26 protein-coding genes and 1 pseudogene are annotated in these 25,422 nt (G+C 71.6%); 15 read left to right on the forward strand and 12 right to left on the reverse strand.

All coding sequences use genetic code 11. From position 1 onward, the window contains the following. Both ACZ3OF_RS31670 and ACZ3OF_RS31675 read right to left on the reverse strand, forming a co-directional pair. A pseudogene (locus ACZ3OF_RS31670) lies at positions 1-128 on the reverse strand (dihydrofolate reductase family protein); the annotation flags it as partial. Positions 129-275: 147 nt separating this feature from the next. Then, entirely contained in the window at positions 276-830 is a 555-nt protein-coding gene (locus ACZ3OF_RS31675) for a dihydrofolate reductase family protein (RefSeq protein WP_467308207.1), read from the reverse strand. Between the two features lie 134 nt (positions 831-964). Between ACZ3OF_RS31675 and ACZ3OF_RS31680 the strand changes: the two genes are divergently transcribed. Together ACZ3OF_RS31680 and ACZ3OF_RS31685 are read left to right on the forward strand one after the other, a co-directional pair. Then, positions 965-1,945, forward strand: coding sequence for a LysR family transcriptional regulator (locus ACZ3OF_RS31680; protein WP_361677214.1), 981 nt, complete (start codon positions 965-967; stop codon positions 1,943-1,945). Between the two features lie 49 nt (positions 1,946-1,994). Beyond that, a complete protein-coding gene (locus tag ACZ3OF_RS31685; RefSeq protein WP_361677217.1) occupies positions 1,995-3,263 on the forward strand; it encodes a glycosyltransferase 87 family protein in 1,269 nt (422 codons plus the stop codon). Positions 3,264-3,279: 16 nt separating this feature from the next. Here ACZ3OF_RS31685 and ACZ3OF_RS31690 read toward each other — a convergent pair whose 3' ends face one another. Then, the gene (locus tag ACZ3OF_RS31690; protein WP_467308210.1) at positions 3,280-5,688 is read right to left on the reverse strand and encodes a cation-translocating P-type ATPase; all 2,409 of its coding nucleotides are present in this window, start codon (positions 5,686-5,688) and stop codon (positions 3,280-3,282) included. 96 nt (positions 5,689-5,784) lie between these two features. Further along, complete coding sequence (locus ACZ3OF_RS31695) at positions 5,785-6,072, reverse strand: DUF2530 domain-containing protein (protein ID WP_361677223.1); 288 nt, start codon at positions 6,070-6,072, stop codon at positions 5,785-5,787. 194 nt (positions 6,073-6,266) lie between these two features. Here ACZ3OF_RS31695 and ACZ3OF_RS31700 point away from each other — a divergent pair, with 194 nt between their 5' ends. Then, positions 6,267-7,688: an NCS2 family permease gene (locus ACZ3OF_RS31700; RefSeq protein WP_467308346.1), complete on the forward strand. Its 1,422-nt coding sequence runs from the start codon at positions 6,267-6,269 to the stop codon at positions 7,686-7,688. On the opposite strand, the gene ACZ3OF_RS31705 is transcribed toward ACZ3OF_RS31700, so the two are convergent. Further along, positions 7,681-7,887 carry a ribbon-helix-helix protein, CopG family gene (locus ACZ3OF_RS31705; protein WP_361677226.1) on the reverse strand — a complete coding sequence of 69 codons (207 nt, stop codon included), beginning with the start codon at positions 7,885-7,887 and terminating at the stop codon, positions 7,681-7,683. The genes ACZ3OF_RS31700 and ACZ3OF_RS31705 overlap by 8 nt on opposite strands. 132 nt (positions 7,888-8,019) lie before the next feature. On the opposite strand from ACZ3OF_RS31705, the gene ACZ3OF_RS31710 reads away from it, so the two are divergent. From ACZ3OF_RS31710 to thpR, 3 genes are all read left to right on the forward strand, one after another. After that, positions 8,020-8,463, forward strand: coding sequence for a MarR family winged helix-turn-helix transcriptional regulator (locus tag ACZ3OF_RS31710; RefSeq protein ID WP_260230443.1), 444 nt, complete (start codon positions 8,020-8,022; stop codon positions 8,461-8,463). Between the two features lie 26 nt (positions 8,464-8,489). Further along, complete coding sequence (locus ACZ3OF_RS31715) at positions 8,490-9,827, forward strand: MFS transporter (protein ID WP_467308214.1); 1,338 nt, start codon at positions 8,490-8,492, stop codon at positions 9,825-9,827. A 92-nt stretch (positions 9,828-9,919) separates the two neighbouring features. Next, on the forward strand, positions 9,920-10,489 hold the full coding sequence (gene thpR, locus ACZ3OF_RS31720) for an RNA 2',3'-cyclic phosphodiesterase (protein ID WP_361677232.1): 570 nt from the start codon (positions 9,920-9,922) through the stop codon (positions 10,487-10,489). A gap of 137 nt (positions 10,490-10,626) precedes the next feature. Here the strand turns inward: thpR and ACZ3OF_RS31725 are convergent, their stop codons facing one another. After that, a complete protein-coding gene (locus ACZ3OF_RS31725; RefSeq protein WP_361677235.1) occupies positions 10,627-11,616 on the reverse strand; it encodes an aldo/keto reductase in 990 nt (329 codons plus the stop codon). 110 nt (positions 11,617-11,726) lie between these two features. Further along, positions 11,727-12,263 carry a MarR family winged helix-turn-helix transcriptional regulator gene (locus ACZ3OF_RS31730; protein WP_361677238.1) on the reverse strand — a complete coding sequence of 179 codons (537 nt, stop codon included), beginning with the start codon at positions 12,261-12,263 and terminating at the stop codon, positions 11,727-11,729. A 43-nt stretch (positions 12,264-12,306) separates the two neighbouring features. Between ACZ3OF_RS31730 and ACZ3OF_RS31735 the strand changes: the two genes are divergently transcribed. Further along, the gene (locus tag ACZ3OF_RS31735; protein ID WP_467308218.1) at positions 12,307-12,777 is read left to right on the forward strand and encodes a carboxymuconolactone decarboxylase family protein; all 471 of its coding nucleotides are present in this window, start codon (positions 12,307-12,309) and stop codon (positions 12,775-12,777) included. On the opposite strand, the gene ACZ3OF_RS31740 is transcribed toward ACZ3OF_RS31735, so the two are convergent. After that, positions 12,732-13,277, reverse strand: a complete 546-nt coding sequence (locus ACZ3OF_RS31740) for a hypothetical protein (RefSeq protein WP_467308219.1) — start codon at positions 13,275-13,277, stop codon at positions 12,732-12,734. The two genes, ACZ3OF_RS31735 and ACZ3OF_RS31740, sit on opposite strands and share 46 nt — an antisense overlap. A gap of 129 nt (positions 13,278-13,406) precedes the next feature. Then, positions 13,407-14,123, reverse strand: coding sequence for a GDSL-type esterase/lipase family protein (locus ACZ3OF_RS31745; protein ID WP_361677246.1), 717 nt, complete (start codon positions 14,121-14,123; stop codon positions 13,407-13,409). 140 nt (positions 14,124-14,263) lie between these two features. On the opposite strand from ACZ3OF_RS31745, the gene ACZ3OF_RS31750 reads away from it, so the two are divergent. After that, complete coding sequence (locus ACZ3OF_RS31750) at positions 14,264-15,250, forward strand: WD40 repeat domain-containing protein (protein WP_467308221.1); 987 nt, start codon at positions 14,264-14,266, stop codon at positions 15,248-15,250. Here the strand turns inward: ACZ3OF_RS31750 and ACZ3OF_RS31755 are convergent. Then, a complete protein-coding gene (locus tag ACZ3OF_RS31755; protein ID WP_361677252.1) occupies positions 15,216-15,971 on the reverse strand; it encodes a TetR/AcrR family transcriptional regulator in 756 nt (251 codons plus the stop codon). The genes ACZ3OF_RS31750 and ACZ3OF_RS31755 overlap by 35 nt on opposite strands. Positions 15,972-16,048: 77 nt before the next feature. On the opposite strand from ACZ3OF_RS31755, the gene ACZ3OF_RS31760 reads away from it, so the two are divergent. From ACZ3OF_RS31760 to ACZ3OF_RS31770, 3 genes are all read left to right on the forward strand, one after another. Further along, a complete protein-coding gene (locus ACZ3OF_RS31760; protein WP_361677255.1) occupies positions 16,049-17,092 on the forward strand; it encodes an ATP-binding cassette domain-containing protein in 1,044 nt (347 codons plus the stop codon). Further along, on the forward strand, positions 17,089-17,928 hold the full coding sequence (locus ACZ3OF_RS31765) for an ABC transporter permease (protein ID WP_361677258.1): 840 nt from the start codon (positions 17,089-17,091) through the stop codon (positions 17,926-17,928). The genes ACZ3OF_RS31760 and ACZ3OF_RS31765 overlap by 4 nt, the downstream gene beginning before the upstream one ends. A gap of 69 nt (positions 17,929-17,997) precedes the next feature. Next, positions 17,998-18,363 (forward strand): cupin domain-containing protein, encoded by a 366-nt coding sequence (locus tag ACZ3OF_RS31770; protein ID WP_361677261.1) that lies wholly within the window; start codon positions 17,998-18,000, stop codon positions 18,361-18,363. A 75-nt stretch (positions 18,364-18,438) separates the two neighbouring features. Here the strand turns inward: ACZ3OF_RS31770 and serC are convergent, their stop codons facing one another. After that, positions 18,439-19,557, reverse strand: a complete 1,119-nt coding sequence (gene serC, locus ACZ3OF_RS31775) for a phosphoserine transaminase (RefSeq protein WP_361677264.1) — start codon at positions 19,555-19,557, stop codon at positions 18,439-18,441. Between the two features lie 50 nt (positions 19,558-19,607). Here serC and ACZ3OF_RS31780 point away from each other — a divergent pair, with 50 nt between their 5' ends. The 3 genes from ACZ3OF_RS31780 to ACZ3OF_RS31790 are packed head-to-tail and all read left to right on the forward strand — an operon-like array spanning position 19,608 to position 23,628. Further along, positions 19,608-22,361 (forward strand): FAD-binding and (Fe-S)-binding domain-containing protein, encoded by a 2,754-nt coding sequence (locus ACZ3OF_RS31780; RefSeq protein WP_467308226.1) that lies wholly within the window; start codon positions 19,608-19,610, stop codon positions 22,359-22,361. A 9-nt stretch (positions 22,362-22,370) separates the two neighbouring features. Next, on the forward strand, positions 22,371-23,102 hold the full coding sequence (locus ACZ3OF_RS31785; protein WP_361677270.1) for a TetR/AcrR family transcriptional regulator: 732 nt from the start codon (positions 22,371-22,373) through the stop codon (positions 23,100-23,102). Then, positions 23,041-23,628, forward strand: coding sequence for a DUF2867 domain-containing protein (locus ACZ3OF_RS31790; RefSeq protein WP_361677273.1), 588 nt, complete (start codon positions 23,041-23,043; stop codon positions 23,626-23,628). The genes ACZ3OF_RS31785 and ACZ3OF_RS31790 overlap by 62 nt, the downstream gene beginning before the upstream one ends. 79 nt (positions 23,629-23,707) lie before the next feature. On the opposite strand, the gene ACZ3OF_RS31795 is transcribed toward ACZ3OF_RS31790, so the two are convergent. Further along, entirely contained in the window at positions 23,708-24,712 is a 1,005-nt protein-coding gene (locus tag ACZ3OF_RS31795; RefSeq protein ID WP_361677276.1) for a GlxA family transcriptional regulator, read from the reverse strand. 114 nt (positions 24,713-24,826) lie between these two features. Here ACZ3OF_RS31795 and ACZ3OF_RS31800 point away from each other — a divergent pair, with 114 nt between their 5' ends. Beyond that, the gene (locus tag ACZ3OF_RS31800) at positions 24,827-25,420 is read left to right on the forward strand and encodes an MBL fold metallo-hydrolase (protein WP_361677279.1); all 594 of its coding nucleotides are present in this window, start codon (positions 24,827-24,829) and stop codon (positions 25,418-25,420) included. The last annotated feature ends 2 nt before the right edge of the window (positions 25,421-25,422 follow it).

Here is a 25,422-nt window from a genome sequence, read left to right on the forward strand (position 1 = left end):
TCGTACGCCTCGGGGAGGAACTCGATGTTCTTGAAGGTCCACCCGGAGTTCCGGTAGCCGGGCTCGCCGCCCGGGCCCTCCACGACGCCGTCGAGGGAGACGAAGGCGGTGCTGATCAGGGTGCGCATGGTGGGTTCCTCGGTGTCTCGTGTCTGTGTGAACTGTCTGTCTGACTGCCGGCCTCGGCGAAACTCATCGGCGGCCGGCGCTTGACTCGGGGTGGCGGCCGGCGGCATAGTGACGCCATGAATACGAGACGAAACGTCTCGTCTCATTCATCGTGGGGAAGGGGACGCGGGTGCGTAGACGAGCACCACGACACCGGTGTCGAGGACCTCGGTGCGCAGGTGCCTCAGGCGGCCTCGGAAGCCGTCGGCGGCGAGGCTTCCGCCGCCCGCGATCGCCGGGTGGAGCCAGAAGTGGATCTCGTCCAGCAGGCCGTGCGTCAGCAGGGTCTTCGCGACGGGCCCGAAGCCGTACATGAGGATGTCGCCGCCCGGTCGCGCCTTGAGCTCGGCGATCGCCTCGACGGCCCCGTCCCGGGGGACGACGGTGGTGGCGCCCCACTCGCCCCCACCGAGCGTCGAGGAGACGACGTACTTGTCGATGCCGTTCATGCGGTCGGCGAAGGCGTCGGCACCCGCGCGCTCCGACCACGCGGCCTCGAAGTTCACGTACGTCTCACGCCCCATCAGCAGGGCGTCGGCGGAGAACAGGAGCTTGTGGGCGTACCGCTCCAGGTCGTCGCTCCAGTGGTCGAAGGACCACTCGTCGAGCTTCTCGATGTCGCCGTCGAGGGAGAGGTAGGTCGAGTTGACGATCTTGCGCATCGCGGATCGGCTCCTGGATCGAGAAGGAATTCCGGGGCTGCGGGGTGACCTCAGCATCGGGACCGGGCGCATCGGCCGACAAGAGCCGAAGAGAGCACGCTCCGTTGAGCATGGCTACACGACGAGGGGGGCACATGCTCGAACGACTGGAGCTGGAGGCGTTCCTCACGCTGGCCGAAGAGCTGCACTTCGGCAGGACCGCTGGGCGCCTGCACGTCACGACGAGTCGGATCAGCCAGACCGTGAAGAGGCTGGAACGCCGGGTGGGCGCCGAGCTGTTCACGCGCAACAGCCGCAGCGTGACCCTGACCGAGGTGGGACGGCGGCTGCGTGACGACCTCCTGCCCGCGTACGAACAGATCGGCCTCGGACTCGCGCAGGCGATCGCGGCCGGCCGCGGCGTACGGACCGCGGGCGTGCTGCGGGTCGGCTGGTCCGCGCCGTGGTGCGGGGAGCTCGTGTGGCGGGCCGCCGCACTGTTCCGGGCGCGGCACCCGGGCTGCGAGGTCGAGATCGGGGAGATCCAGCTCTGCGATCCCCTCGGTGGCATGCGCGCCGGCACGGTGGACGTGCAGTTGACCGAGTTCCCCGTCGTCGAGACGGACGTCACCACCGGGCGGCTGGTGTTCGCGGAACCCCGTGCGCTCATGGTCCCCGCGGATCATCCGTTCGCCCTGGAGGAGTCCGTCTCGCTGGAGGACCTCGCGGACACCGTGCTCGTCACCCTCGCCGACGCGCACGTCCCCCGCTACTGGATGGACCGTCACTTTCCGCGCCGGACCCCCGCCGGCCGCCCGATCCCGCAGGGCCCCGCGACGCACTACTGGCCGGAGGTCCTGGTGCACGTCGCCTGCGGTGCGGGGGTGAGTACCGTCGCCGCCCGCGCCGAGCGGTTCCACGCTCGACCGGGGCTGGCCTTCGTGCCGCTCCGCGACGCCCCGACCGTCGACTACGGCCTGATGTGGCCCGCCGGGGGCCGGAACCCCCTGCTTCCGCCCTTCCTCGACGTCCTCGACGAGCTCGCACCGCCGGGGGTGTCCGGCATGCGGAGCGGACCCGGCGGGGCCACCTGGCCCTGTGGGTGCCCGCCCGACGGGGGACGTGGGCGGGTGTGAGCGGTGCGTTCATGGAGACGGGGGGCGGATCGCCCTACATTCCCGGTCCATGACGCAGCAGCGAGCCGGCCTTCTGGGCGAGGCCCCTCCCGAGCCGGCGGCGAACCTGGCCGGTTCCGCCCCGGCGGCCCGGGACGCCGTCCGGTCGTTCGGGACATCACGTACCGCGGTCTGGGCGGTCTGGGCCCTGACCCGGATCGCCATGGTGTACCTGCTGGTGCAGGACGACATCGGCGTCAGCAACGTCTCCGCCGAGGTGGAGTACCTCTACCCGCGGTGGTCCCAGCAGCTGACCGACGGCGCGTACCCGGTCGGCGACGTCACCTGGCAGTACCCGCCGGGCGCCGGGCTGCTGTTCCTCTTTCCTTCGCTGCTGCCGTTCCTCGACTACTTCGCGGCGTTCCTCGTGCTCACGCTCGCCGCCGACGCCGTGGTCACGCTGGCGCTCGCCCGCCCGAGCCGCGGGATCGCCGGCGCCTGGCTGTGGACCGCCGGACTTCCCCTGCTCCTGAACCTTCCGCACGGGCGGTTCGACATCCAGGTGACGGCCCTCGCCGTCCTCGCGCTGCTCGCCGGGCGCCGCCACCCGCGCGTCGGCGGGGCGTTCGCCGCGTTCGGCGCCCTGATCAAGGTGTGGCCGCTGCTCACCCTGCTGGGAACGGAGCACGGGCGGGCCGGCCGGCAGGCGTGGCGGTCCGCCGTCGTGACCGCCGCGGCGCTGCTGGCCGTCCTCGCGCTCGCGTTCCGGCACAGCTTCGACTTCCTGTCGCAACAGGGTGCCCGGGGCGTGCAGATCGAGTCGCTGGGCGGCACGGTGCTGTCGCTGATGCGGGCGTCGGGTATGCCGATCGGGATCGAGGTCCGCTACGGCGCCCTGGAGTTCGTCGGGGCGCACGTGGCGACCGTGGCGCAGCTGTCGCTGATGACGACGGCCGCCGCCTTCGGCTGGCTGATGTTCTGGCGGGGCCGGGCCTCGCGGTGGACGGAGGCGACACCGTTCGACGCGGCCCTCACCGCGGTCCTGCTGTTCACGGTGACCAGCCGGGTGATCAGCCCGCAGTACATGGTCTGGCTCCTGGGCCTGGCGGCGGTCTGCCTCACCTCGCGGCTCACCACGCAGCGCCCGGTGGCCTGGCTGCTGCTGGCCGCGACCGTGGTGACGGCACTGGCCTTCCCGACGTACTACCTGGACGTCATGCAGGGCTCGCCCCTGGGCAATACGCTGATGGTCCTCCGTAACGGCCTCCTGCTCACGGCGACCCTGCTCTCCTGCCACCGCCTGTGGCGGGCGACGGCGAAGGTCCCCGCCGAGCGGTGACCCGGCGGCCGGCCCGTCAGGCCGGGAACCTGCGGTCCACCCAGCGCCACGCCACTTCGAGCAGCGCCGCGCCCGCCGCCGCGATCGCCACCGCCGTCCACGGCATCGTCACGCCCACCAGTCTCAGGGCGAAGAAGTCCTGGAGCCAGGGGACCACGAGGACCAGGAGGAAGGCGCCGGCCATCGTCGCCACCAGGGAGATGCGCCACCACGTGTAGGGGCGGGCGACGATGGCCAGGACCCACAAGGAGACCAGGAAGAGGGTCAGCGTCGCGGCGCTCGTCTCGGCGTCCAGGGCGCCCGTGCCGCTGTAGTACGAGCGGGCCACGAGGTACGTCGTGAAGGTGGCCGCCGCAGCGACGATGCCGCCCGGGATCGCGTACCGCATCACCCGTTTCACGAAGTTCGGCTTCGCGCGTTCCTTGTTGGGGGCGAGCGCGAGGAAGAAGGCCGGCACGCCGATGGTGAGCGTGGACAGCAGGGTCAGGTGCCGGGGCAGGAACGGGTACTCGACCTGGCTGCACACCACCAGGACCGCCAGCAGCACCGAGTACACCGTCTTCGTCAGGAAGAGGGTCGCCACCCGGGTGATGTTCCCGATGACCCGGCGGCCCTCGGCGACCACCGACGGCAGGGTCGCGAAGGAGTTGTTCAGCAGGACGATCTGGGCCACCGCCCTCGTCGCCTCCGAGCCCGAGCCCATCGAGACGCCGATGTCCGCGTCCTTGAGCGCGAGGACGTCGTTCACGCCGTCGCCGGTCATGGCGACCGTGTGGCCGTGGGCCTGGAGCGCGCCCACCATGTCCCGTTTCTGCTGCGGGGTGACCCGGCCGAAGACCGCGTTGCGGTCGAGTTCGTCGGCCATCGCGGACTGTTCGGCCGGCAGCAGACGGGCATCGACGGTGTTCTCGGCGCCGGGCAGGCCGAGCTTGCCCGCCACCGCGCCGACCGACACCGCGTTGTCACCGGAGATGACCTTGGCGGCGACGTTCTGGTCGGCGAAGTACGCGAGGGTGTCGGCCGCGTCGGGGCGCAATCGCTGCTCCAGGACGACGAGGGCGGCCGGGCGCGCTTCGGCGGCGACCTCCGGGGAGTCCAGCTCGCGCGTGGTGCGGGCGAGGAGCAGGACGCGCAGCCCCTGTTCGTTGAGGTGGTCGATCTCGGCGAGGGTGGGGTCGTCGGCCGGCAGGAGCACGTCGGGCGCGCCGAGCAGCCAGGAGGACGCGTCGCCGTCGCCCTCGCTGAAGGCGGCGCCGCTGTACTTGCGGGCGGAGGAGAAGGGCAGCGACTCGGTGCAGCGCCAGTCGTCGGAGTCGGGGTAGGCGTCGATGATGGCCTGGAGGGAGGCGTTGGGGCGCGGGTCGGACTCGCCGAGGGCGCCGAGGACCTTCCGTACGTACGTCTCGTCGCTGCCGTTCAGGGGGCGCAGTTCGGTGACGTCCATGCCGCCCTCGGTCAGCGTGCCCGTCTTGTCGAGACAGACGACGTCGACGCGCGCCAGGCCCTCGATGGCCGGCAGCTCCTGCACGAGGCACTGTTTCCGGCCGAGGCGGATCACCCCGATCGCGAAGGCGACGGAGGTGAGGAGGACGAGGCCCTCGGGGATCATCGGGACGATGCCGCCGACGGTCCGGGCGATGGAGTCCTTGAAGTTGGTGTCCTTGACGACGAGCTGGCTGATGATGAGGCCGATCGCGGTCGGGATCATCATCCACGTCACGTACTTGAGGATCGTGGAGATGCCGGAGCGCAGCTCGGAGTGGACGAGGGTGAAGCGTGAGGCCTCCTCGGCGAGCTGGGCGGCGTACGCCTCGCGCCCGACCTTGGTGGCGGTGAACGCGCCGCCGCCCGCGACGACGAACGAGCCCGACATCATCCGGTCGCCGGGCTTCTTCACGACCGGGTCGGCCTCACCGGTGAGCAGCGACTCGTCGATCTCCAGGCTGTCGGCCTCCGCCACCTCGCCGTCGACGACCACCTTGTCGCCGGGACCGAGCTCGATCAGTTCGCCGAGGACGATCTCGGAGGTGGAGACCTCGGCGGCGGTCCCGTCGCGGCGGACGGTGGGTTTGGCCTCGCCGATGACGGCGAGCCCGTCGAGGGTCTTCTTCGCGCGGAGTTCCTGGATGATGCCGATGCCGGTGTTGGCGATGATCACGAAGCCGAAGAGGCTGTCCTGGATCGGCGCGACGATGAGCATGATCGCCCAGAGCACGCCGATGATCGCGTTGAAGCGGGTGAAGACGTTGCCGCGGACGATGTCGACGGTGGAGCGGGAACTGCGGACGGGTACGTCGTTGACCTCGCCGCGGGCGACGCGCTCGGCGACCTCGGCGGAGGTCAGTCCGGCGACCCGGTGGACGACGGGAGGCTCGTCCGCCGGATTCCCGCTGCCGTCGGTGTCGATCTTCGCCCGCTGAGTCATGTTTTCGACGGTACGACCGGAACCGGTCGTTCACCCGCCGAGAGGGGCGAACATCAGACCGCGGGAGGACCGGAATCGTCCCGGGGTACTACGGGGTCAGGAGGCGTGGGGAGCCGGCGGCTCGCCCTCGGGCGCCCCGCCCGCGGCCGCGCGCTTGATCGCCGCGTCGCGCTTCCGTACGTACCAGATGCCGATCAGCCCGAGGCCGGCGCCGGCCAGGCACGTCCACACCCACCAGGTGAGGTCGCGATCGTCGAACCAGCCGTAGAAGGGGACCTGGACGAGGAACAGGACGAACCAGAGGATCGTGCCGCCGGTGATGGTGGCGACGACGGGCCCCTCCAGGGGCTCGGGTGCCTCGTGCTTGGGGGTCCACTTCGCCATGCGGTCAGTCTAGGCGTCCCGGACGTCCATCTCCCCAGGCGTCCCGAGGGGGCGTCTACGCGCGGAGATGGACGCCCGCTCGTTCATGTGTTCATACTGAAACGGTTTGCCTCTGGCGGGTTTCCTTCGTATGAACCGCCAACAGTCACCCCCCACGAGGAACCCCCATGAGCACCACGGCCACCGCCAAGGCCATGCCCCCCGCACCGGAGAACGGCACTCCCGTCTCCGGCATCGACCGCTTCTTCAAGATCTCCGAGCGCGGCTCCACCGTCGCCCGCGAGGTCCGCGGCGGTTTCGCCACCTTCTTCGCGATGGCCTACATCATCGTGCTGAACCCGATCATCCTCGGCAGCGCCAAGGACATGTACGGGCACCAGCTCGACAGCGGCCAGCTGGTCACCGCGACCGTGCTCACCGCGGCCTTCTCGACGCTCCTCATGGGCGTCATCGGCAACGTGCCGATCGCCCTCGCGGCCGGCCTCGGGGTCAACACGGTCGTCGCCCTCCAGCTCGCGCCGCGGATGTCCTGGCCGGACGCGATGGGCATGGTCGTCCTCGCGGGCCTCGTCGTGATGCTGCTCGTCGCCACCGGTCTGCGCGAGCGCGTGATGAACGCGGTCCCGGTAGGCCTGCGCAAGGGCATCGCGATCGGCATCGGCCTCTTCATCATGCTCATCGGCCTCGTCGACTCGGGCTTCGTCTCCCGTATCCCCGACGCCGCGCACACCACCGTCCCGCTCCAGCTCGGCGGCGACGGGCACCTCACCGGCTGGCCGGTCCTGGTCTTCGTCCTCGGCACGCTGCTCACCCTCGCGCTGATCATCCGCAAGGTGCCGGGCGCCATCCTCATCTCCATCGTCGTCATGACGATCGTGGCGATGGTGATCAACGCGGTCGCCACCGTCCCGTCCTGGGGCCTGACCACCCCGACCTGGCCCGGCAACCCGGTGGCCTCGCCCGACTTCGGTCTGGTCGGCGAGGTGAGCCTGTTCGGCGGGTTCGAGAAGGTCGGGATGCTCACCGGCGTCCTCTTCGTCTTCACCGTGCTGCTGTCCTGCTTCTTCGACGCGATGGGCACCATCCTCGGTGTCGGCGACGAGGCGAAGCTGATGGACAAGGACGGCAACTTCCCCGGCATCAACAAGGTCCTGCTGGTCGACGGCCTGGCCGTCGCCTCCGGCGGCGCCACCTCGTCCTCCGCCACCACCTGCTTCGTGGAGTCCACGGCGGGTGTCGGCGAGGGGGCCCGTACCGGCCTCGCCTCGGTGGTCACCGGCGGTCTGTTCTCGGTGGCGCTGTTCCTGACGCCGCTCGCCACGATGGTCCCGTCCCAGGCGGCGACGCCCGCGCTGCTCGCGGTCGGCTTCCTGATCCTGGCCGGTTCGATCAAGGAGATCGACTGGAGCGACTTCACCATCGCGGTGCCGGCGTTCCTGGCGATGGTGATGATGCCGTTCACGTACTCGATCACCAACGGCATCGGCATCGGCTTCATCGCCTTCAGCGTGCTGCGGCTCGCGGCCGGCCGGGGCCGTGAGGTCCCGGTGGCCATGTACGTCGTGTCGGCGGTCTTCGTCTTCTACTACGCGATGCCGGCCCTCGGCCTCACGTAGTGGCCGTGCTCGGGGGCTGCGTCTGCCCGTAGAACTTCTCTGTCTCGTCGACGGCCGACTTGAACCGTTCGTCGAAGTCATCGCGGATGAGCGTCCGGACCACGTAGTCCTGGACGCTCATTCCGCGTTTGGCGGCGTGTCCCTTGAGACGGTCGAGCAGCTCACCGTCGATGCGCAGGCTGAGCACGGTCGATCCCATGTCAGTCAGGGTCGCGGCACGGATGGGCCCGGTGCGTCACTTTCTGGATCCATCTCACTCGTTTGGGTGACAGATTCGAGCACGGGCATTCCGGGTGGTATTTAGCTCAGCTAATGAGTTACGCTAACGAACATGCCTGACCTGTCCCACGGCACCGCAGACGACGCCGCCGCCGTGAACGCGCTCCGCTCCGCCGTCATGCGACTGAGCCGACGACTCAAGCACCAGCGCGTCGACGAGTCGCTGAGCCCGACCGAGATGTCGGTCCTCGGCACCCTGGCCCTCTGCGGCTCGGCCACCCCCGGCGAGCTGGCCCGCAAGGAGCACGTCCAGCCGCCGTCGATGACCCGCATCGTCGCCCTGCTCGAAGCCAAGGGACTGGTCCGTCTCGAGCCGCACCCCGACGACCGCCGCCAGAAGGTGGTCAGCCAGACCGAGCGGGCCGAGGCCATGCTCGAAGAGTCCCGCCGCAAGCGGAACGCCTGGCTGGCCTCCCTCGCGGAGGGCCTGGACGAGGACGACTGGGCCAAGCTGCGCGCGGCGGCCCCCGTCCTGGAGAAGCTCGCCCATCTCTGACCCTGACGCCGAGGAGGCGACGCACTTTGAGTACGGGACCCGGAGCAGACTCCGCACCCGTCCATAAACCCGCTACCTGCACGCGCGGTCGGGGGGAAACCTTCTCCTCACTCCGCATACGCAACTACCGGCTGTTCTTCTCCGGTGCCATCGTCTCCAACACCGGCACCTGGATGGCCCGCATCACCCAGGACTGGCTGGTCCTGAGCCTCACCGGCTCCGCCGCCGCGGTCGGCATCACCACAGCGCTGCAGTTCCTCCCGATGCTGCTGTTCGGTCTGTACGGCGGTGTCATCGCCGACCGCTACCCGAAGCGGCAGATCCTGTTGATCAGCCAGGCCGCCCTCGGCCTCTGCGGACTCGCGCTCGCCGTCCTCACCCTCTCCGGCCACATCCAGGTCTGGCACGTCTACCTGGTCGCGTTCCTGCTCGGCATGGTCACCGTCGTCGACAACCCGGCCCGGCAGTCGTTCGTCTCCGAGATGGTCGGCCCCGAGCAGCTGCGCAACGCCGTCTCCCTGAACTCCGCGAACTTCCAGTCCGCCCGGCTCGTCGGCCCCGCCGTCGCCGGTCTGCTGATCGCCACGATCGGCAGCGGCTGGTCCTTCCTGCTCAACGGCCTGTTCTTCCTCGCCCCGCTCACCGGACTGCTGCTGATGCGCCCGAGCGAGTTCCACCCGGTGGAGCGCGCGCCGCGCGGCAAGGGCCAGCTGCGCGAGGGGCTGCGGTACGTCGCCGGGCGGCCGGAGCTGATCTGGCCGATCGTCCTCGTGGGCTTCGTCGGCACCTTCGGCTTCAACTTCCCGATCTGGCTCACGGCCTTCTCCGAGGAGATCTTCCACGTCGGCGCGGGCACGTACGGCTTCCTGAACACCCTCATGGCGGCCGGCTCGCTCGCCGGCGCGCTCCTCGCGGCACGGCGCGGCTCCACGCGGCTGCGGATGCTGGTGGTCGCGGCGGTGGTCTTCGGCGTGCTGGAGATCGCGGCGGCGCTCTCGCCGTCGTTCTGGCTGTTCGCGCTGCTGCTCGTCCCGATCGGCATGGTCGGCCTCACGGTCAACATCAGCGCCAACTCCGCCGTCCAGCTCGCGACGGACCCGGCGATGCGGGGCCGGGTCATGAGCCTCTACATGATGGTCTTCGCGGGCGGTACGCCGATCGGCGCGCCGCTCCTGGGCTGGATCACGGACACGTACGGACCGCGTGTGGGCTTCGCCACGGGAGGCCTGGTCTCGCTCGTGGCGGCGGGCGGGATCGGCCTGGTCCTGGCGCGGGTCGGCGGCCTGAGGATGTCCCTGGGCTGGCACCACGGGCACCCACGGGTCCGGTTCGTGGAACGCGAACGGCTGGCGACAGCGGCGTAGTCCCGGCGCGAGGGGGCGTTCGGCCCCGCGGAACGCCCCCTCGCGCCCCCACAGGGCCCGCCCGCTCGGCCCGCCGCTGCCAGACTCTTCGCATGAGGCTCTTCGCTGCCGTACTGCCACCCCAGGAGCAGCTGACCGAACTCGCCGGTGTCGTCGACCGGCTGGCCCACCTGCCCGACGCCGAGCGGCTGCGGTGGACCTCGCGGCCCGGCTGGCACTTCACGCTCGCCTTCATGGGCGAGGTCGACGACGGGCTGCTACCCGACCTCCACGAGCGGCTCGCCCGCGCCGCCCACCGCACCCCGCCGTTCGGCCTGCGGCTGCACGGCGGCGGCCACTTCGGCCGGGCGGTGCTGTGGACGGGGGCCGCCGGGGACCTCGACGAGATGCGCCTGCTCGCCGAGCGCGCCGACGCCGCCGCACGCCGGGCGGGCGTCCCGATGGACGAGCACCGCCGCTACCAGGCCCACGTCACGGTCGCCCGCTCCCGCGCCGGCCTCGACCTGCGCCCCTTCGTCGACGCGCTCGCCCCCTTCGAGGGAACCCGCTGGCAGGTCCCGGAGCTGGCGCTCGTCCGCAGCAACCTGCCGGCCGGCGGTGTGCCGGGGGAACAGCCGCGGTACGAGACGGTCGCCGCGTGGCCGCTGGGCGGCGCGGGTTAATCTCGTGGGGTGGACCCGAAGACTCGTAACCGGATCATGGCCGGTGTGCTCGTACTGATGTTTGCGATCGTCGCGCTGTCGTCGGTGCTCGGCCAGTAGCCCGCCGAGCACCGGCGCAGCTCGTCAGACGGCACCGCTCACCAGGCGAAGGCCTCCGGCGACGGTCCCGGCCCCGGGAAGACCTCGTCGAGCCCGGCCAGCAGCTCCTCCGAGAGCTCCAGCTCGACCGCCCGCAGGGCGCTCTCCAGCTGTTCCGCCGTGCGCGGGCCGACGATCGGACCCGTGATGCCGGGGCGGGTGAGCAGCCAGGCCAGGGCCGCCTCGCCGGGTTCGACCCCGTGCTTGTCGAGCAGATCCTCGTACGCCTGGATCTTGGCGCGCACGGCCGTGTCGGCGAGGCTGTCGGCGGCCCGGCCGCTCGCCCGCCGGCCGCCCTCGACCTGCTTCTTGATGACACCTCCCAGCAGCCCGCCGTGCAGCGGGGACCAGGGGATGACCCCGAGTCCGTACTCCTGGGCGGCCGGGAGCACCTCCATCTCGGCGCGCCGCTCGAACAGGTTGTACAGGCACTGCTCGCTGACGAGGCCGACCATGCCGCGCCGGGCGGCGGCCTCGTTGGCCTGGGCGATCTTGTAGCCGGGGAAGTTCGACGACGCGGCGTAGAGGATCTTGCCCTGCTGGATCAGGACGTCGATCGCCTGCCAGATCTCCTCGAAGGGGGTCGAGCGGTCGATGTGGTGGAACTGGTAGACGTCGATGTGGTCGGTGCCGAGCCGCTTGAGGGAGGCGTCGACGGCGCGGCGGATGTTGAGGGCGGAGAGCTTGTCCTCGTTGGGCCAGGTCTCGCTCTCGCGGGCCATGGAGCCGTAGACCTTGGTGGCGAGGACGGTCTTCTCGCGGCGGCGGCCGCCCTGGGCGAACCAGCTGCCGATGATCTCCTCGGTGCGGCCCTTGTTCTCGCCCCAGCCGTAGACGTTGGCGGTGTCGAAGTAGTTGATGCCCGCGTCGAGTGCGGCGTCCATGATCGCGTGGCTGTCGGCCTCGCCGGTCTGCGGGCCGAAGTTCATCGTGCCGAGGACGAGTCGGCTGACCTTGAGGCCCGTGCGTCCGAGCTGCGTGTACTTCATGGTCCCCAAGCCAACGCCTTGGAGCGCGCTTCAGGCAAGAGGGTTCCGGTGCGCGGACGTTGGGGCCGGCCGGGTCGGTCGGGTCGGTCGGGTCGGCCTGCTCGGCACGGTCAGCCGCCGAGCCAGCTGCCGGCGTCGAGGCGGAACGTGGTCTCCGGCGGTACGACCTGGCGGAGTGCGGCCTCCATGTCCCGTACGCGCTCGGCGCCGAGGGTCGCGGACCACTGCTCGTGCAGTTCGTCGAAGATCTCGGCCGAGCGGGTGAGGGCGTCGAGGCCGTGGGGCGTGAGGCGGACGAGCTTGCGGCGGGCGTCGGCGGGGTCGTCGGCGCGCTCGGCGTAGCCGACGGCGAGGAGGCGGTCGACGGTCTTGCCGGCGGCCTGCTTGGAGACGCCGAGCCGGCGGCCGATGTCGCTGGCGGTGGCCCCGCGCGGGCCGCCCGCCGCGATGGCCTGCAGGGCGAAGCCGTGGGCGGGGCGGAGGTCGGGGTGTCCCTGGCGGGCGAGTTCGGCGTGGAGCCGGTCGATGAGGGTGCGGAAGCCGGCGAAGAGGAGCAGCGGCAGCTCGAACCCGGCCGCGGAATCCGATTCCCCCTTGCTGCTATCGACAACCTGGTTTACGTTTCTCGCATCGAACTGGTCAACCATGTTGTCGATTCTACTCCCTGCTCGCGTCTGCCCAGGAGTCGCCTTGTTCACCGATCACACCGTAGAGACCGCCCCCGCCGCCTCCCGCGGCTCGATGGAGCGCGTCGCCGCCGCCTGGGGCCACGTCCCGCAGGCCGTGGCCCGCATGGCCGAGTCCCCGCACGCGCTGGACGGCTTCCTGAAGCTGAGCGCGATGTTCGAGTCCACGACGCTCGACCCGCACTCCCGCGAGACGGTGATCCTGACGGTCGCCGTACGGAACCAGTGCCATCTCTGCATCCAGCTGCACGAGGCGAAGCTCGCCAAGCTGGGTCCGGCCTCCGAACCCGAACGGCTGGAGGGCATACGGCGGTTCACGCACCAGATCCTCGCCGCTGCCGGAGCCGTGAGCGACGAGGATCTAAAAGAGTTCTTCGGTTGGAGGTACACCCGCCAGAACGCCCTGGAGGTCGTCCTCGGCATCGGTGCCTACACGCTGTCGACCCTGGCGAACCGGCTGACCCGCTCGGCGTGAGCGTCACCGCAGGGCGAGGGCGACGAGGGCCACCGCCGAGCCGCCGAAGACGATGGCGTGGCGGATGTTTGCTGGATCCGGACCCAGCCGGGGAAGGCGTTCTCCGCGGCCTCCAGGAAGGCGGGGACGTCGACACGGGCCGGCTCCGGGTCGCCCTTGCGCGCGAAGGCGGCCCGCACGGAGGAGACGGCGGTCAGGTTGCTGTAGAGGATCAAGCCGTTCATGACGATGACGAGCGACTGGAAGATCCAGGTCAGCGTCTGCCCCCAGCCGTCGCCCGCGAAGTTGAGGGCGGCGATCGTGGTCATGATCACCGCGACCGAGACCGGGGCCCACGTCTCGTGCCCGCTCGCGTCGAACCTGAGGCCGTTCTCGGCGAGGACTCCGGGCCGGACGCCCTGGCGGGAGAGCTCGGCCTCCGCGGCCGTCGTGGCGGCCGGGCCGAAGCGGTGGCGCACGATCGGGATGCTGACGAAGGCGAGGGCGATGAGCAGCTGCATGACGGCGGCGGGTCGGCGTTCATCGGGGTGTCTCCTGTGATTCGGTGTCGTCGTTCCTGGCGAGGAAGACGATGCCGAGCCGTGCTGACAGCCCGCGGGCTGATGCCTGACAGCCTCGCGCGGGGCCTGTCAGGTCGCCTGGCGCCCTGTCAGCGGCCGCCGTACGGACCCCGCGTACGCGGTGCCGAGCCCCCACGCCTGGTACATCGCCGAGGCGAAGGAGGCCGCCAGTTTGTGCTCGCCGGACGGGCCGGGGTGTGTGCCGTCGTACGTGTCCGTGGAGAGGTCGTACGGCTCCGGTGGCGTCGCGAGCAGCAGGGGCGACGCGGCCGTGTCCAGGTCGGCGACGGCCTTGGCGAGCAGCTCGTTGAAGCGCTCGCACTCGGCGGCGAACGGCGGGTCGTACGTGGCCCGGACGTTCGGGATGACCGGCATGACGACTGCTCTTACACGCGGGTTCGCCGCGCGGGCGGCGGCGACGAAGGCGCGCGTGTTCTCCACGGTCTGCGCGCTGTTGGTGTAGAAGCCGAGGTCTATCAGGCCGAGGGAGACCAGCAGGACGTCGGCCCCGGTCGCGGTCACCGTCTCGCCGATCAGCGGCGCCATGTGCAGCCACCCCTCGCCCCAGCCGGCCAGATGGCGGCGGGCGGGAACGGGGAAGGCCGGGTCGGCGTAGGCGTGCGAGACGGGCGCGTCGGCGACGGAGTCGTACAGCTCGGTGCGCGGCCCGACGATCTCGTACCGGCCGGGCAGCGAGGCTTCGAGGTGCTGCCACATCCGGTAGCGCCAGGTGTGGTCGCCGGCCTGTCCGATGGTGCAGCTGTCGCCGACGAACATGAAACGCATGGTCACATCATCGCGGAGGCCGGCCACCCCCAGCGACGTGATCCCGGCCACCCGGCGTTGTCCTCGGACAAGGGGGCCTTGTGGCGCCCACCACCACCTGAGGCGGCGGCCGTGGCCGGACCCGTGGCACGCTGGAGGGCATGCGATCACTCCTGGGTGCTGTCGGTGCCGCCGTGCTGGTCCTGACCTCGGCGGCCGCCCCCGCCGCGGCCGCCGAGGCGGACCAGGACTTCACGATCAAGGACCCCCGGATCACCGAGTCCAGCGGTCTGGCCGCCAGTCGCGCGCACCCCGGCGTCTACTGGACGCACAACGACCAGGACGCGCCGCTGATCTACGGCATCGACTCCCGTACCGGCGAGACGGTCGCGACGCTCACCATGAAGGGCGTCGGCACGCCCCGCGACATGGAGGCGATCTCCGTCGGCCCGGACGGCGACATCTACGTCGGCGACATCGGCGACAACAAGGACGGCACCTGGGACCACGTCTGGATCTACCGCTTCCCCGAGCCGAAGCAGCTGAGGAACCAGACCGTCACCGCGAAGCAGTACGACGTGAAGTACGCCGAAGGGCCGCGCAACGCCGAGGCGCTGATGGTGCATCCGAAGACCGGCCGGGTCTACATCGCCAGCAAGAACGAGAACACGGGCGGGCTGTACGCGGGCCCGGAGCGGCTCTCGGCCTCCGGTACGAACGTGTTCCGCCGCGTCGACGACGTGCCGTGGGTGACCGACGGCGCCTTCTCGCCCGACGGCGAACGGCTCCTGCTGCGTGGCTACTTCAGCGCGAGGGAGTACGTGTGGAAGGACGGCCGCCTCGGTGACGAGGGGACGGCCGCCGGCGCGCCGTTCCAGGGGCAGGCCGAGTCGGTGACGTACACGAGGGACGGCTCGGCGCTGATGTTCGGCTCGGAGGGCGCGAACAGCAAGGTCGTGCGCGTGGACCGCGACCCGGGCCCGCGCCCCTCGGCGGAGTCCCCCGGCGGATCGCCGAAGAACCCGGGTCAGGGCCCGGACTCGTCCGCCACCGCCGAGGACCGCGGCAACTTCACCGTCGGCGTGATCGTGCTCGGCGCCGCGACCGCCCTGGTCATCGGCGTGAAGCGTCTCCTGCGGCGCGGCTGACGAGCGCCTCCAGGCCGTCGAGGAGCCGTTCGAGCCCGAAGGCGAAGTGGTCGATGTCGCGGGAGAAGGTGTCCTCGGCGAGGGCCGCCATGTGCGGGTAGTCGCCCGAGGCCATCGCCCGCTCCAGGAAGGGCTGTTGGCCCGTCCAGAACTCCTCGTCGCCGACGCCCGTCTCCTTCGCGGCCTCGGCGGCCTGGATCTCCATGCGGGCGACACCGGTGACGTAGTTCTGCACGGCGATGATCACCCCGATCGTCTCGGGGTCGCTCAGCCCCATCCCGTGCGGCCCCTTCAGGCCGGAGAGGCAGAGTTCGAGCCCCCGCAGCGCGCTCGGGCCGAGGACCGAGCGGGCCTGGTTGACCCTGAGCAGCCAGGGGTGGGCCTGGTACAGCTCGCGGTAGGAGCGCGCGAGCTGCTCGACGGTCTCGCGCCAGTGCGTGGGGATCCGCGGGTCGTCCTCGTAGGACTCGCCCTGGACGCGGTCGAGCATCAGGTCGAGCAGCTCGGTCTTGCCGGGGACGTACCGGTACAGCGACATCGTCCCGACCCCGAGCTCGGCCGCGACGCGCCGCATCGACACCGCGTCCAGACCCTCCGCGTCGGCGACCGCGACCGCGGCCGTGACGATCCGGTCGAGGGTGAGGCCCGGCTTCGGGCCGCGGCTGGGGCGCTCACCCGTGCCCCACAGGAGTTCCAGGCTGCTCGTCGTCGCGTCCTTCATGGCCTCACCTTAAAACTGAGTACACCGTACTCTGAATCGGGTACGGTGTACTCAGTTTCGCCGAACGGAGGATTCCCATGGACGAACACGCGGTCCTCGCCGAGGGCCTGCGCAAGCGGTACGGCGGCAGCCGCGGGAGGAAGAGCGGCAGTCGCGGGCACCCGAGCACCCTCGCTCTCGACGGCTTCGACCTCGCCGTCCGCCCCGGCACGGTCCACGGCCTCCTCGGGCCCAACGGCGCGGGCAAGACCACCGCCGTACGCGTCCTCGCCACGCTCCTGAAGGCCGACGGGGGCCGGGCCGAGGTCGCCGGGATCGACGTGGTCCGCGATCCGCGCGCCGTCCGCGCCCGGATCGGTCTGGCCGGCCAGTACGCGGCCGTCGACGAGGGCCTGACCGGCCGGCAGAACCTGGAGCTCTTCGGCCGGCTCTTCCACCTCGGCGGCCGCCGCGCCCGCGACCGGGCCGCCGAACTGCTCGACCGCTTCGACCTCACCGCCGCCGCCGACAAGGGCGCGGGGAAGTACAGCGGGGGCATGCGCCGCCGCCTCGACCTGGCCGCCTCGATGATCCTCGCGCCCGACGTCCTCTTCCTCGACGAGCCGACCACCGGCCTCGACCCGCGCGGCCGGGGCGAGGTGTGGGACGCCGTCCGCGCCCTGGTGGCCGGCGGTACGACGGTGCTCCTCACCACCCAGTACCTCGACGAGGCCGACCGGCTCGCCTCCCGGATCACGGTCATGGACCACGGCCGGGCCATCGCGGACGACACCCCCGACGGGCTGAAGGACCGGGTCGGCGGTGACCGGATCGAGGTCGTGGTCGCGGAGGCGGCCGACCTGCCGGCCGTACGGAAGGTCCTCGCCCGCGTCGCGGCCGCCGAGCCCGCCGTGGACGAGGCCGACCGGCGCCTGTACGCCCCCGTCACCGACCGGGTCGCCGCCCTGACCGACGTCGCGCGCACCCTGCGGGACGAGGGGATCGCCGTCGAGGACATCGGCTTGCGCCGCCCCAGCCTGGACGACGTCTTCCTGGCCCTGACGGGCCGCCCGAGCGCGGACGCCACGCCCGGCGAACCGGGCGCCACCCGCCCCGACACCCAAGGAGCCACAGCCGCATGACGACCGCCGCCACGGCGGACCGGGCCCGGACCCCGGTCGCCACTCGCGGCCGCGCCTACTGGGCGCTGGCCGACTGCGCCACCCTCGTCCTCCGCACCCTGCTCAACTACCGCCGCCAGCCCGTCGCCATCCTCTGGCAGCTCGGCTTCCCGATCGTCTCCGTCCTCCTCTACGGCTTCGTCTTCGGCAGCGCTATGCGGGTGCCCGGCGGCGGCGACTACAAGGACTTCCTCATGCCGGGGATGTTCACCATGACGATGACCTTCGGCCTCATGAACACCGCGACGGCCGTCGTCTCCGACTCGGGCAAGGGGGTCATGGACCGGTTCCGGTCCATGCCGATGGCGCCCTCCGCCGTCACCACCGGCCGCGGTCTGTCCGACCTGCTGATCGCCTCCGCCGAGCTCGCCATCCTCGCCGCCACCGCGCTCGCCATCGGCTGGACCTCGGACGGCGGCGTCGGCGGCACGCTGCTCGCCTTCGGCCTGCTGCTCCTGCTGCGGTTCAGCCTCATCTGGGTGGGAGTCTGGTGCGGGCTGATCGTCCCGAACACGGAGACCGCCGGCGCGCTCTACGCGGTGATCTTCCCGATCACGATGATCTCCAGCGTGTACGTGGCCCCGTCCCTGATGCCGGGCTGGCTGGCCCCCGTCGCGGCCTGGAACCCGATCTCCTCGACGGTAGCGGCCACCCGCGAGCTGTTCGGCAACCCGGGCGCGGGCGGCGGGAGCTGGGTGGAACAGCACGCGCTCCTGATGGCCGTTCTCTGGCCGCTGCTCCTGACGGCGGTCTTCCTCCCGCTCGCGGTACGGAGGTTCCAGCGCCTCAGCCGCTGACTCCCCGTCTCGACCGCGGGCGCCCCCGGGTCGAAACTGGAAGGGGACCGGAAAACGCGTGGAGGAACCATGACGGGATTCACTCGCGAGGACACTCCTGTCGCCATGGAAGGCGGCGGCCTGGACTTCCGCATGACGGACGCCGGAGGCGACATGACCGTCGCCTTCATCCACCTTCCCAAGGGCACCGACATGGCGCCGGCGCTCAAAGGCCTCCAGGACGACCTGTGCCAGTGCCCCCACTGGGGTTACCTGCTGAGCGGTCGGATCAGGATGCGGACCGCTTCGGGTGAGGAGTTCTACGAGGCCGGACAGGCCTACTACTGGGGTCCCGGTCACGCCCCCGAAGCCGTGGAGGACGTCGACGTCGTGGAGTTCTCGCCGACCGTCGAGTTCAACGAGGTCGTCGACCACGTCAAGGCACAGATGGGCTGAGCCGCTCGGACGCGGGTACGGCGAAGGGCCCGGCATCGGCCATGTCCGATGCCGGGCCCTTCGTACACCCAGGGGTTACAGCTTCTCGATCACGTAGTCGATGCAGGCCGTCAGGGCCCGCACGTCCGCCGGGTCGATTGCCGGGAACATCGCGATCCGCAGCTGGTTGCGGCCCAGCTTGCGGTACGGCTCGGTGTCCACGATGCCGTTGGCGCGCAGCACCTTCGCCACCGCCGCCGCGTCGACGTCCTCGGCGAAGTCGATCGTGCCGATGACCTGCGAGCGCTTGGCCGCGTCCGTGACGAAAGGCGTCGCGTACTTGGACTCCTCGGCCCAGCCGTACAGCGCCTGCGAGGACTCCTTCGTCCGGGCCACGGCCCAGTCCAGACCGCCCTGACCGTTGATCCACTTCAGCTGCTCGTTGAGCAGGAAGAGGGTCGAGAGCGCCGGCGTGTTGTACGTCTGGTTCTTCAGCGAGTTGTCGATCGCCGTCGGGAGCGAGAAGAACTCCGGGATGTGCCGGCCGGACGCGTGGATGCGCGCGGCGCGCTCCAGGGCGGCCGGCGAGAAGGCCGCGAGCCACAGGCCGCCGTCGGCGGCGAAGGACTTCTGCGGGGCGAAGTAGTAGACGTCCGACTCGGTGATGTCGACCGGGAGGCCGCCCGCGCCGGAGGTCGCGTCGACCAGGACGAGCGCGCCCTCGTCGGCGCCCGCGACCCGCTTCACCGGGGCCGCGACACCGGTGGAGGTCTCGTTGTGCGTGTACGCGTACACGTCGACGCCCGCCTCGGCCTGCGGCTCCGGGTGGGTGCCCGGGTCGGAGGAGATCACGGTCGGCTCGGCCAGCCAGGGGGCCAGCTTCGCGGCCTTCGCGAACTTGGAGGAGAACTCGCCGAAGGTGAGGTGCTGCGACTTCGAATCGATGAGCCCGTGGGTCGCGATGTCCCAGAAGGCGGTGGAGCCGCCGTTGCCCAGGATCACCTCGTAGCCCTCGGGCAGCGAGAAGAGGTCACGCACTCCGGCACGTACCTCGCCGACCAGGTTCTTGACCGGAGCCTGGCGGTGGGACGTGCCGAGGAGGGAGGTGCCGGTGGCGGCCAGGGCGTCCAGCGCCTCCGTACGCACCTTGGAGGGGCCCGCGCCGAAACGGCCGTCGGCGGGCTTGATGTCAGCGGGAATCCGGATCTCAGCCACGAGGCGGAGCGTATCGGGTCGGACCGCACACGGCCGACGATGTCCGCCGGATGAGACGACAGGTGAGACATCCTGACCTCGTGCGAAAACACCACGAGCGGTCCGAGCTGGAGGCGGCGCTGCGCGCGGCCGTGGCAGGAGATGTCGACTTCGGCACCACGGCGAGGGCGCTGATGACGATGGACGCGTCCAACTACCGCCGTGTGCCGGTGGGTGTGGTCGCGCCACGGGACGCCGGCGACGTGGCGGCGGTGCTGTCCGTCTGCCGCGCGCGGGGGGTGCCGGTCGTCGCACGGGGCGGCGGCACGTCGATCGCGGGGCAGGCGACCGGCACGGGTGTCGTGCTCGACTTCACCCGTCACCTGCGGTCGGTCGTCTCCGTCGACCGCGAGGCGCGGACGGCCGTCGTCCAGCCGGGCCTGGTCCTGGACCGGCTGCGGAACGCGGTTCGCCCGTACGGGCTGACTTTCGGCCCCGATCCGTCCACGCACAGCCGCTGCACCCTCGGCGGGATGATCGGCAACAACGCGTGCGGCGCGCACTCGGTGGCCTGGGGCACGACCGCCGACAACGTCCTCTCGCTCGACGTCCGTACGTACGGGGGCGAGGCGATGGTCCTCGGGCGGGACTGGCGGGGGGCTCCGGCGGGGCTGCGGGAGCTGATCGACCGGAACCTGGCGCTGGTGCGGACGGGGTACCCGGCGGGGCTGCCGCGCCGGATCTCCGGCTACGCGCTCGACGCGCTGCTGCCGGAGCGGGGCGGCGACGTGGCCCGGCTGCTGTGCGGGAGCGAGGGGACGCTCGGGGTGGTGACGGAGGCGACCGTACGGCTGGTCCCGCTGCCCGCCTCGCCGGTCCTGGCGGTCCTCGGGTACGCGGACGAGAGCGCGGCGGCCGACGCGGCGGCGGGGCTCCTGTCGTACCGGCCGCTGACGGTGGAGGGGATGGCCGCCGACCTGGTACGGGGTGCCTCCGGGCTGCCGCGCGGCGGGGCCTGGCTCTTCGTGGAGATGGACGGGGAGGCGGCGGCGCGCGAGCTGGTGAGGGCGGCGGACGCGCTGGACGCCTCGGTGGTGGTCGATGCGGCGGATCAGCGGGCGCTGTGGCGGATCCGGGAGGACGCGGCGGGCACGGCGACCCGGATGCCCGGGGGCGCCTCCCGGACGGAGTCCGGGGGAGGTGCCGAGGCCTGGCCCGGCTGGGAGGACTGCGCGGTGCCGCCCGCGCGGCTCGGGGCGTATCTGCGGGAGTTCCGCGCCCTGCTCGCCGAGCACGGTCTGCGCGGCACCCCGTACGGGCACTTCGGTGACGGGTGCATTCACGTCCGTATCGACTTCGACCTCTACTCGGGGGCGGGGGTGGGCCGCTTCCGGGAGTTCTCGGAGGCGGTGGCGGACCTGGTGGTCGCGCACGGCGGCTCGTTGTCGGGGGAGCACGGGGACGGGCAGGCGCGGGCCGAGCTGCTGCCGAAGATGTACGGCTCCGAGCTGGTGGCGCTGTTCGGCCGGGTCAAGGACGTGTGGGACCCGGACGGCGGTCTGAACCCGGGGATGCTGGTGCGGCCCCTGCCGCTGGACGAGGGGCTGCGCTTCACGTCCCTGCCGGTGATGGGCCGGGAGGTGGCGCGCTGTGTGGGCGTGGCCAAGTGCCGGGTTGAGGGGCCGACGTCGGGGCCGGGGGTGATGTGTCCTTCGTACCGTGCGACGGGGGAGGAGCAGCACTCGACGCGGGGCCGGGCGCGGCTGCTGCACGAGATGGCGCTCGGCGAGGTGATCACGGACGGCTGGCGCTCGGAGGAGGTCAAGGAGGCGCTCGATCTGTGCCTGTCGTGCAAGGGGTGCCGGAGCGACTGTCCGGTGGGTGTGGACATGGCCTCGTACAAGGCGCAGTTCCTGGACCGGCACTACGCGGGCCGGCGGCGGCCGTGGTCGCACGTCACGATGGGCCGGCTGCCGGAGTGGCTGCGGCTGTTCGGCCCGGCCCTGAACCTCGCGCGGATGTTCCCCTCGCGGTTCGCGGGCGTCGCTCCGGAGCGGGACCTGCCACGGGTGGCGTCGCGGACGTTCGTCTCGTGGTTCGGCACGCGCCTCGAGACGGTGTCCGACGTCTGGCTGTGGCCGGACACCTTCACCAACCACCTGGCGCCCCGGGTCGGCAAGTCGGCGGTACGGGTCCTGGAGGCGGCCGGGGTGCGGGTGGGGCTGCCGCCGGGGCGGGTGTGCTGCGGGCTGACGTATGTGTCGACGGGGCAGCTGGACCGGGCGCGGGCGACGATGGGCAGGACGCTCGACGTGATGGAGCCCAGGCTCGGTCACCCCGTGGTCGTGCTCGAACCCTCCTGCGCGGCGACCCTGCGGACGGACCTCCCGGAACTCCTCCCGGACGACCCGCGTGCGCGGGAGCTGGCCTCCTCCGTACGGACCTTCGCGGAGGCCCTGGAGCAGTTCGCGCCCGCGTGGGAGCCGCCGCGCCTGGACCACCCGGTGGCCGGTCAGACCCACTGTCACCAGCACGCGGTCCTGGGCGACGGACCGGACCGCCGGCTGCGGGAACGGATGGGCCTGGTCGGGGAGCTGAGCGGCGGCTGCTGCGGTCTGGCGGGCAACTTCGGCTTCGAGCCGGGCCATCACGAGGTCTCGGTGGCCTGCGCCGAGGACCAGCTCCTCCCGGCGATCCGTGCCGCGGACGACGACGCGGTGATCCTGGCCGACGGCTTCTCGTGCCGCACCCAGCTGGACTCCTTGGCGGGCCGTCAGGGCCGGCACATGGCGGAAGTCCTGGCGGAGGCGCTGCGGGAGCAGTAACATACATACATGAATGTACGTGAGCAGTCCGGCTCCTCGGCCCCTCGGCGTTCGACGCAGGCCGAGCGGAGGGAGCGCACGCGCAACGCGCTTCTGGAGTCGGCCGCTCGGGGGCTGTCCCGGCACGGGTACAGCAATCTCGTCCTGGAACAGGTGGCCAGGGACGCCGGCTACACGCGGGGCGCGCTCTACCACCAGTTCAAGGACAAGCAGGACCTCGCCCTCGCCGTGTCCGAGTGGGTCTTCCAGGTCTGGGACCAGGAGGTCGGGCGGTACGTCGAGCGCGAGTCGGAACCGCTCGCCGCGCTGCTCACGCTCGCGCGTGCCCACACCGTCTTCTGCCGGCGCGACATCGCCCGCGTGGCCGTGGCCCTGCGGCTGGAGTTCTCCGGACAGGACCATCCGATCGGACACCAGGTGGAGACGGGCTACCGACAGCTCCTCGACCTCTGCACCGGATACATCGCCGCCGGACGCGCGACGGGGACGATCCCCGACGGGCCGCCCGCCGGGGACGTCGCGCTGGCCTATGTCGGCGCGCTCGAAGGCACCTCGATCGCCCTCGCCGGCCGCGTGCCCGACGACGCGTCGCTCGTGGTCGCCGCGGCCGCGGGCGCCCTCGGGCTCGACCCGCGTACGACGCACTCCTCTGTACGGAACGAACCGCAGGAGGCACACCATGGAACTTCCCGAGTCGGCCCACACCTCCCGCCCCTGGCGGATCCACGAGATAACGCCTGACTTCCGCCTCTACGACGTCTGGGCGCTGCCCACGCCCGGCGGGCCCGACGAATTCCCGCGCCTGGTAAGGAACTTCGCCGGCGGCGACACGGGCGACAACTCCTCCCGGATCGCTCGCCTGCTCTTCGCGATCCGCTGGAAGCTCGGCAAGCTGCTCGGCTGGGACGACAAGGAGAAGGGCCTCGGCTCCCGGGTGCCGACCCTGCGCGACAGGCTGCCGCAGGACCTCCGCGACGGCCCCGCAGGACCGGAGTTCGAGGTGCTGCCCTTCACGTCCGTCTACCTGAGGGACGACGAGTGGGCTGCGGAGATGGCCAACCGGACCGTGCACGGAGTGATGCACCTGAGCTGGGTCCCCGACGGCGAGGGCGGCCACCGTGGCCAGATGGCCGTCCTGGTGAAGCCCAACGGCCTCTTCGGAAAGGCCTACATGGCCGCGATCGCCCCCTTCCGGCACCTGATCGTCTACCCGCCGCTGATGCGCGACATCGGCCGCGAATGGCGCGCGTCCGCACCACCGGCGTGAGCCGGGTCCGAGGGCGGCTCGTCGCAGGCCCTGCGGGGGCCGGTCTCGACCAGGCCGCCGTACGCGGATCGTGGACGTCTCACCGGGCCGGTCCGGCAACACGGCCGGCCGGCCCCTCGCGCGCCGCGTCCGCCGTCCTGGCGAACGTACGACGGTAGGTGCGCGGCGGCACGCCCCGGCGGCGGACGAACTGTTCGCGCAGGACCGCCGCGCTGCCGTAGCCGACCAGGCGGGCGATCTCCTCGACCGGGAGGTCGGTCGTCTCCAGGAGCTCCTCCGCCCGGCCGAGCCGCAGGCCGAGGACCCAGGCGTGGGGCGTCGTTCCCGTCGCGGCGGCGAACCGGCGCGCGAAGGAGCGGCGGCTCATCAGGGCGCGGCGGGCCAGTTCGGCCACCGGCAGTGGCTCGTGGAGGTGTTCGCGCGCCCAGGCGAGGACGCCGGCGAGGCGTTCGTCCTCGCAGTCCTCGGGGACGGGAGCCGCGACGTACTGCGCCTGTCCGCCGTCGCGGTGGGGCGGGAGGACGAGGTCGCGGGCGACCGCGTTCGCGGCGGCCGCCCCGTACTCGCGGCGCAGCAGATGGAGGCACAGGTCGAAGCCGGCCGCGGCGCCCGCGCCCGTGAGGATCCGGCCCTCGTCGACGTACAGGGCGTCCCGCTCCACGGTGACGGACGGGTGGCGGTGTGCGAGCAGGTCGGCGAACCGCCAGTGGGTGGTGGCCCGCAGCCCGTCGAGCAGGCCGGCGGCGGCGAGCGCGAACGCCCCGACGCAGTGCGACCCGACGAGCGCGCCGCGCGCGTGGGCGGCGCGGAGCGCGTCGAGCACGGCGGCGGGCGGCGGGGTGCGGAAGTCGGCCCAGGGGAGGGCGAGTACGAGATCGGCGGCGGCGAGCCGGTCGAGCCCGTGGGTGACGGCGAGCGGGACGCCGAGGTCGGTCGTGACCGGCCCGGGGCGGTCGGAGCAGAGCGCGAAGTCGAAGCGGGGAAGGCCCTGAGGGGGTGCGCCGAACACCTCGGAGACGAGCCCGACGGCGAGCATGCCGACGCGCGGCGGGGCGTAGGCGGCGACGCTCAGGAAGGGGGGCATGCGGGGAGTCTGGCACGCGGGGGACCGCCGTGAGCCTGCGGCTGGCACAAAACCCGCGATGGGTGGCAGTACGGCCACTCGTCGATCGTCCTCCGTACGGCGAAGCTTGCGGACATGACAGACCAGCCGCGCGGCAACACCGCCACCTACACCGTCCTGACCACCGGTTACACCACCTCCACGGGGCCGGGCGTCGCCGCCACCGTCTCGTACGTGACCGACGGCGACCGCCATGTGATCGTCGACCCCGGCATGGTCGCGAGCCGCGACCGCATCCTCGGCCCGCTGGCCGAACTGGGTCTGGGGCCGGACGACATCACGGACGTCGTGCTCAGCCACCACCACCCCGACAACACCATGAACGTGGGCCTGTTCGGCCGGGCGCGGGTCCATGACCACAAGGCCGAGTACCGGGACGACCAGTGGACCGACCGGGACGCCGAGGGCCATGAACTCACCCCGTCCCTGCGCCTGATCCGCACGCCGGGCCACAGCCCGGAGGACATCACGCTGCTCGCCGGCACCGCAGAGGGTGTCGTCGCGTTCGTCGGCGATCTCTGGTGGCGCCCGGACGGCCCGGCCGAGGACCCGGTGGCCCCCGACCGCGACCAGCTCCGCACCTCGCGCCTGCGGGTCCTGAAGTCGTCCGACGTGATCGTCCCGGGCCACGGACGGCCGTTTCCGGCCGGGGACGAGGCGGTGCTCTAGCG

Source organism: Streptomyces sp. NPDC022552, from assembly GCF_055561875.1.